The 5822-nt window shown below is 52.7% G+C and carries 5 protein-coding genes and 1 pseudogene; 5 read left to right on the top strand and 1 reads right to left on the bottom strand.

Annotated elements, in window-relative coordinates:
* The 5 genes from tnpA to hemH all read left to right on the top strand — a co-directional run.
* Positions 1-238: IS200/IS605 family transposase (gene tnpA / locus G462_RS0119875; RefSeq protein WP_026960536.1), on the top strand; the 238-nt coding region annotated here is incomplete at its 5' end.
* A 127-nt stretch (positions 239-365) separates the two neighbouring features.
* On the top strand, positions 366-1544 hold the full coding sequence (locus G462_RS0119880; protein ID WP_026960537.1) for a sugar ABC transporter substrate-binding protein: 1179 nt from the start codon (positions 366-368) through the stop codon (positions 1542-1544).
* Positions 1544-3664, top strand: a complete 2121-nt coding sequence (locus G462_RS0119885) for a sensor domain-containing diguanylate cyclase (protein WP_084405157.1) — start codon at positions 1544-1546, stop codon at positions 3662-3664. Before G462_RS0119880 ends, G462_RS0119885 begins: the two co-directional genes overlap by 1 nt.
* A gap of 82 nt (positions 3665-3746) precedes the next feature.
* Complete coding sequence (gene adk / locus G462_RS0119890; RefSeq protein WP_026960539.1) at positions 3747-4391, top strand: adenylate kinase; 645 nt, start codon at positions 3747-3749, stop codon at positions 4389-4391.
* Positions 4392-4480: 89 nt separating this feature from the next.
* On the top strand, positions 4481-5464 hold the full coding sequence (gene hemH, locus G462_RS0119895; RefSeq protein ID WP_026960540.1) for a ferrochelatase: 984 nt from the start codon (positions 4481-4483) through the stop codon (positions 5462-5464).
* A gap of 37 nt (positions 5465-5501) precedes the next feature.
* Here hemH and G462_RS0119900 read toward each other — a convergent pair.
* Positions 5502-5822 (bottom strand): annotated as a pseudogene (locus tag G462_RS0119900) (IS4 family transposase); the annotation flags it as partial.

Genomic DNA, 5822 nt, shown 5'->3' on the forward strand with positions numbered 1-5822 from the left:
CCCGAGCCTGAGTGTTTCAGAGTATGTAGGCTTTGTTAAAGGAAGAACCGCGATTAGGCTGTTTGCGAAGTTTCCTTACTTGAGAAAGAAGAAACTGTGGGGTAATCACTTTTGGCAAAGAGGATACTTCGTTGATTCCGTAGGGGCGAACGAAGACATAATCAGGCGGTATGTCAGGCATCAAGACAAGGTAGAGAAAGAGGAGCAAGAACGTCAGATGTTACTGGAAATGCAGTAGTATAGGTGAGCCCCCTTCTAGGGGGCCGTGTCAAAGCCACCTGCTCTGCAGGTGGATTTTTTACTACTTCTCGGTTAGCGCCGGGTTATCCTTGCTAAAATAATAAAAATTTCAAACGGTAATGGATATGCGCAAGACTTTCTTGTGGCTGCTGCTCTGGCTAAGCCCTCTGGCTTATGGACAGGCACAAGCGCAGACTACAATCTCCCTGTGGAACGCCCACAACCCCTCTTCTTATCTTGATGATGTGCTCGCGCTGTTTCATCAACAAAATAATAACGATGTTATTAAAAACAACTTCCTGTCAGAGAAACTAAGGGAAGAGGTGCTCAATCAAGCCTCGACCAACTCCTTGCCCGATGTGCTGTATGTACCTGCCGATTTTGTAGGTATCAATCAGACCCTGTCGGCCTCGTTGGTCCCCGATGAGTGGCTGAGTGAACAGTTAGATCAGCGGATCTTAGCCAGTGGCCAGGTGGATGGGCTGCAGTATGGCATCCCGCTGTTTCAAGGCAATCACTTGGTGCTGTACTACAACAAATCGCTAGTGACTAACCCGATCGCCTCCTTTGAGGCCTTAAGTAGCCAAGCGTCCGACCAACTGCTCAGTCACGCATTCCCGATTACCTGGCACTACCGGGAGATGTACTGGTTTGTCAGCTTTTTAGGCGCATTTGGCGGCTGGCCGTTGGAAGATGACAAAGTTACCTTAGATACACCTGCCATGGTACAGGCGCTTAACTACTACCGTGGTTTGAAAGATAAAGGCTTGGTTGATCCCAACTGTAATCACGACTGTGGGGTACAGCGCTTTATCGATGGCCAATCTCCCTACATGATTAACGGTGACTGGACCTATCAAACCCTGCGTGACGCCTTAGGCGACAAACTCGGGGTAGCTTTGTTGCCTCAGGCGGAAGCCAAGCCGTTGGTTTCAATGTTCTCCAGTTATGTATTAGTGTTCCCCGATCCCGACCAAGACAAGCTCCCAGCACTGCGTGAGTTTGCTAAGTTTATGCAAGGCGAACGGGCGCAACAGATCGTATATCAGAACGGGCGCTTGATTCCGGCCAACCTTGACGCCTTGGCTGGTATTGAGCAACTTCGTGATGACAACGACTTGGTGATTGAAAAGCAAATGACCTTAAGCCGCGCAATGCCTAATGATAAGTTGATGACGATCGCATGGATTGCGATGCAACGTGGCTTCAACCGCTTTATGGATCACGGCTATACGGCTGAGCAGACCGCCACAATGATGCAAAGTTTGGCGGATGCGCAAATCAACAGGGCAGGGCTGCGTTAATGAGAATGCGGCTACGCACGTTTTCGCTCCTGCTCATTATACTCGTCTCGATTATCCCAACCTCTATTGTTGCGCTGACCCTGTACAAGCAGGTCCAGCAGTTCGTCTTTAAAGATGTTGATCGGCAGCTGCAGACCACGGTTCAACAAGTTGCCAGTGAGCTGTCGCATCGTCAAGAAGTGATGACCAACGGGCTACAGCTGTTGTCAGAGCAAGATCGGGTGGTGCGGGGCATCGATGATCTGATCCACTCGATTTACCTGCCGGACATCCTTAAAGACTTTGTTGAAGCCACACCGTTGATTGAGTCGCTCTACTTACTCGGTGCCGACGGTTTAGTGGTGGAAGCCTATCAAGGCAACATCTTGGCCTTGGAACAGTCGCAGATCCTCGCCAATCGCTATAAGGACCCGGAGCTGGGTGAGCGCGTCTATACCATGAGCCAGGTCGAAGTCGTGGAGAACCATGCGTTAGTGCAGCGCACAGGCCGCCACTCGGCGCTGCTGTTTAGTGTGCCGATCTACTCCGATAAGGCGATGGACAGGGTCGATGTGAAAGGCTACTTGGTGGCGGTGGTCCCCATCTACAAGCTGGTGGATATCGCCAACGGGATTTTGACCAACCAAGAAAGCTTTGCCATCTATTATCGCCATGAGCGACTTGAAGGCAATGTCGTGGGGGATGCGACCCATGATGTAACTCACTCCTCCAGAGTGGCCTTCAGCGGCCACAGCTACCAAAACGCCGTGTGGCTCAGCGTAACGGTGGGTCAAGATATTGCTCGGCTGGATGAGTTAGTCCAAGAAGCGCTGCGCCCCAGTGTTATCAGCGGTGCGTTGATACTACTGGCGGTATTTGTTGCGGTGATGGTGATGGCGCACTTTGCGGTGCGGGCATTTGGCGGTCTTTATGCGCTACTCACCGACTTTGAGTTGGGCAAGAGCATCGAGCATCGCCGCCGCTCGCACTTTTCCATCAAAGAGTTTGCTCATGTTGAAGAGCTATTGGGCGAGATGAAAGACACCATCGGCGAGCAGTTGCGCACGGTAAACCAAAAGAACCAAGAGCTGGCCCGGGTCGATGAGCTGCGCGCAGCTTACCTGGAAGAGGTGCAATCGCTAAACAACGAGCTGGAGTTCAAAGTCGAAGAGCGGACTCAGGAGCTGGAAGCCTCCATGAGTAAACTGGCTGGGAGTAACCTGTTCTTCGAACAGTTGGTACAGTTCCGCCGAACCTTAGAGGCTAGTGGTCGCAACCGGCAGATCGTTAGCGCCAGTCTGCATTTGTTAAGCGGCAGTTTCCCGGGCTTAGGCATGGCCTTGCAGCTTCCTCAAACCGGCGAGCATCGTTTGGTGCAACAATCGGTGGGACTTGACCCGTTTGATTTTGATGCAATCAACCAACGTGTACCTGATTATCGAACCCAGCGCTGGGAGCGCACCAGTATCGAGTTTGACGATTGGCAGCCGCTGGTATTTGCGATTCCCAGTGGTCAGAATCAACTGGGTTGGCTATTGGTGGATAACGCAGAGCTGGATGAAGAAAGCTCCAACCAAGTGTTGCTGGTGGTGGCAGAGCTCAGTGCCTACTTGGAAAACCGCGCCCTGAATGAGGAGCTGGCATTTCTCGCGCGGGTCGACTCGCTTACCGGGCTACTCAATCGTAAGTCCTTCGACGAGCTGCAGTTCGAGCTATCGACACAGCTCGATGCGGATATTGGCTTGGTGATTATCGATGTGAATGGCCTGAAGCAGACCAACGATCAGCGTGGCCACCAGAAGGGGGACATGCTGATTTGCTCGGTGGCTAAACAGCTACAAGAATGTAGCGCCGATATCACTCAAAGCGTGTTCCGTATAGGCGGCGATGAGTTTGCCATCGTCATGCACGATACCGAGCTGCAACGGGAAGTGTTGTTGCTGGAGCGGCTAGAGAAAAGCCAACACAGCAAGCTGTCTATTGCGCTAGATGCCTTCGGCGGCGAGCCCTTAGTGAGCTTCTCCTTCGGCTATGCGCGAAGTTCAGAGCAGAGCCTCGGCGATCTTTACAAGCTGGCCGACCAAAAAATGTACGAGAACAAGCGACACTACTATCAGTTGCGCCGCCAGGCTGAACTTTAGTCGCGTGTGACTTGAGATAGCGGGCCTGAACGTGTAAATTCACCGTCTAAAATAGTCACTATTAATCAAAGGATAAGCAATCATGCGTATCATTCTTTTGGGAGCGCCAGGCGCTGGTAAGGGAACTCAGGCTCAGTTCATTATGGAGCGTTACGGAATTCCACAAATCTCCACCGGCGACATGTTGCGCGCTGCTGTAAAAGCGGGCACTGAACTAGGCCTCAAAGCTAAAGAGTTGATGGACGCAGGACAATTAGTTCCCGATGATTTGATCATTGGACTGGTTAAAGAGCGTATTGCACAAGACGATTGCGCGAAAGGATTCTTGTTCGACGGTTTCCCACGTACCATTCCTCAGGCTGATGCGGTAAAAGAAGCCGGTATCACTATCGATGGCACCGTAGAGATCGACGTACCCGATGAAGACATCGTTAAGCGTATGGGCGGCCGTCGCGTTCACCCAGGCAGTGGCCGTGTATACCACGTGGTGTACAACCCACCAAAGGTTGAAGGTAAGGATGACGTAACCGGTGAAGACTTGGTTATTCGCCCTGACGATGAAGAAGCCACCGTTCGCGATCGTCTGAACATTTACCACGAGCAGACCGAGCCGCTAGTTGCTTACTACCAAAACGAAGCCGCAGCTGGTAACGGCAAGTGCTTCAAGGTAGACGGCACCTTGGCAGTCGCAGAAGTGAGCAACAAGATTGCTGAGCTTCTCGACTAGTTACCCTTTATGAGGGTAGAGGCGGCCTAGGTAGGCCGCCTTTTTTATGTGATAATCCAAGCCATTAGCAAATAAATCAAGGAGGAGCGATGGCCCCAGCCAGCGATGAACGATTCGCCGTTATCCTGTGTAACCTCGGTACGCCCGAGAGCGCCACACCCAAAGGGGTGGCCAAGTTTCTGCGGCGTTTTCTGTCAGACAAGCGGGTGGTCGACTTGCCCCGCGCACTTTGGCTGCCTTTATTGAACGGCGTGATCCTTCCGCTGCGATCCCGCCGTGTTGCTAAGCTCTATCAACAGATCTGGCTTGATCAAGGCTCGCCCTTGGCGGTGATTAGCAAAAACCTACGCGCCAAGCTGGCCAAGGAGCTAGATGGCCGCGCTGAGGTCTTGCTGGCAATGAACTACAGCGATCCCGACATTGCTCAGGTACTTGAGCAGGTGGTACAGCAGGGCTTTGAAAAGGTGCTGGTGCTGCCAATGTATCCCCAGTATTCGGTGACCACCACGGCGCCGGTGTTCGACGCCTATCATCGGGCCAGCCAAAAACTCTATCGCTTGCCCGAAGTGCGCATGGTTAGCCACTACTACCAATCACCCCGGTACATTCAGGCGCTGGCCAACAGCATTCGCCAGCAGTGGCAGACGGAAAAGCCCGGCGAGGTGCTGCTGTTCTCCTTCCACGGCATCCCTGAGCGTTACTCTAAGCTCGGTGACCCTTACGCCAAGCACTGTGAGGCCACCGCCGAGGCCGTCGCGCTGGAGCTCGGTCTGAGCCAAAAACAGTGGCGCTTGTGTTTTCAATCGCGCTTTGGCAAAGAGCCCTGGCTACAGCCCTACACCGACGAGCTGCTGGCGGGCTTAGTGGAAAAGGGCGTGAAGTCGGTGGACATTATCTCTCCAGCCTTCGCGACCGATTGTCTGGAGACTATCGAAGAGCTGGGTAGCGAGCTGCGAGAAGAGTTTATGGAAGCGGGCGGCGAACACTATAACTACATTCCCGCGCTAAACGATGGCGCCGACCAGTTGGCACTCTATCGTGAGCTTATTGAGCACCATACCCAAGGCTGGTGATACCCATAAAAAAGCCACCGTTACGGCTGTCTCTTGATCACAAGTCCCCGTGCTCAAGAGACATCGCAAGCTCATAGCCTTCAAGGATGGTTTGCAACTTAAACCATCCTTCCCACAACACCTTCACAGACGCTCGGCCTGTTCGTTTTGTATCTTTCCATCCACCTAGTCTGGCGAGGCTCTCGTAAGCCCAGTGCATATCCGGAATGCCCGTGGGTAGTGGCTTTCCTACCGTTTTCATCCACAACAGTTTCCAAGCCTTCGTGCTCATCACGTGTTCGCAGTTCATGGTTGTGCCGTTCGGCTCGACCTCTTTGATAAAACGTAACTGCAGTAAACGGGTGGCAATAAAGGCGAG

It is taken from the genome of Aliagarivorans taiwanensis DSM 22990, assembly GCF_000429505.1.
Classification (GTDB): domain Bacteria; phylum Pseudomonadota; class Gammaproteobacteria; order Enterobacterales; family Celerinatantimonadaceae; genus Aliagarivorans; species Aliagarivorans taiwanensis.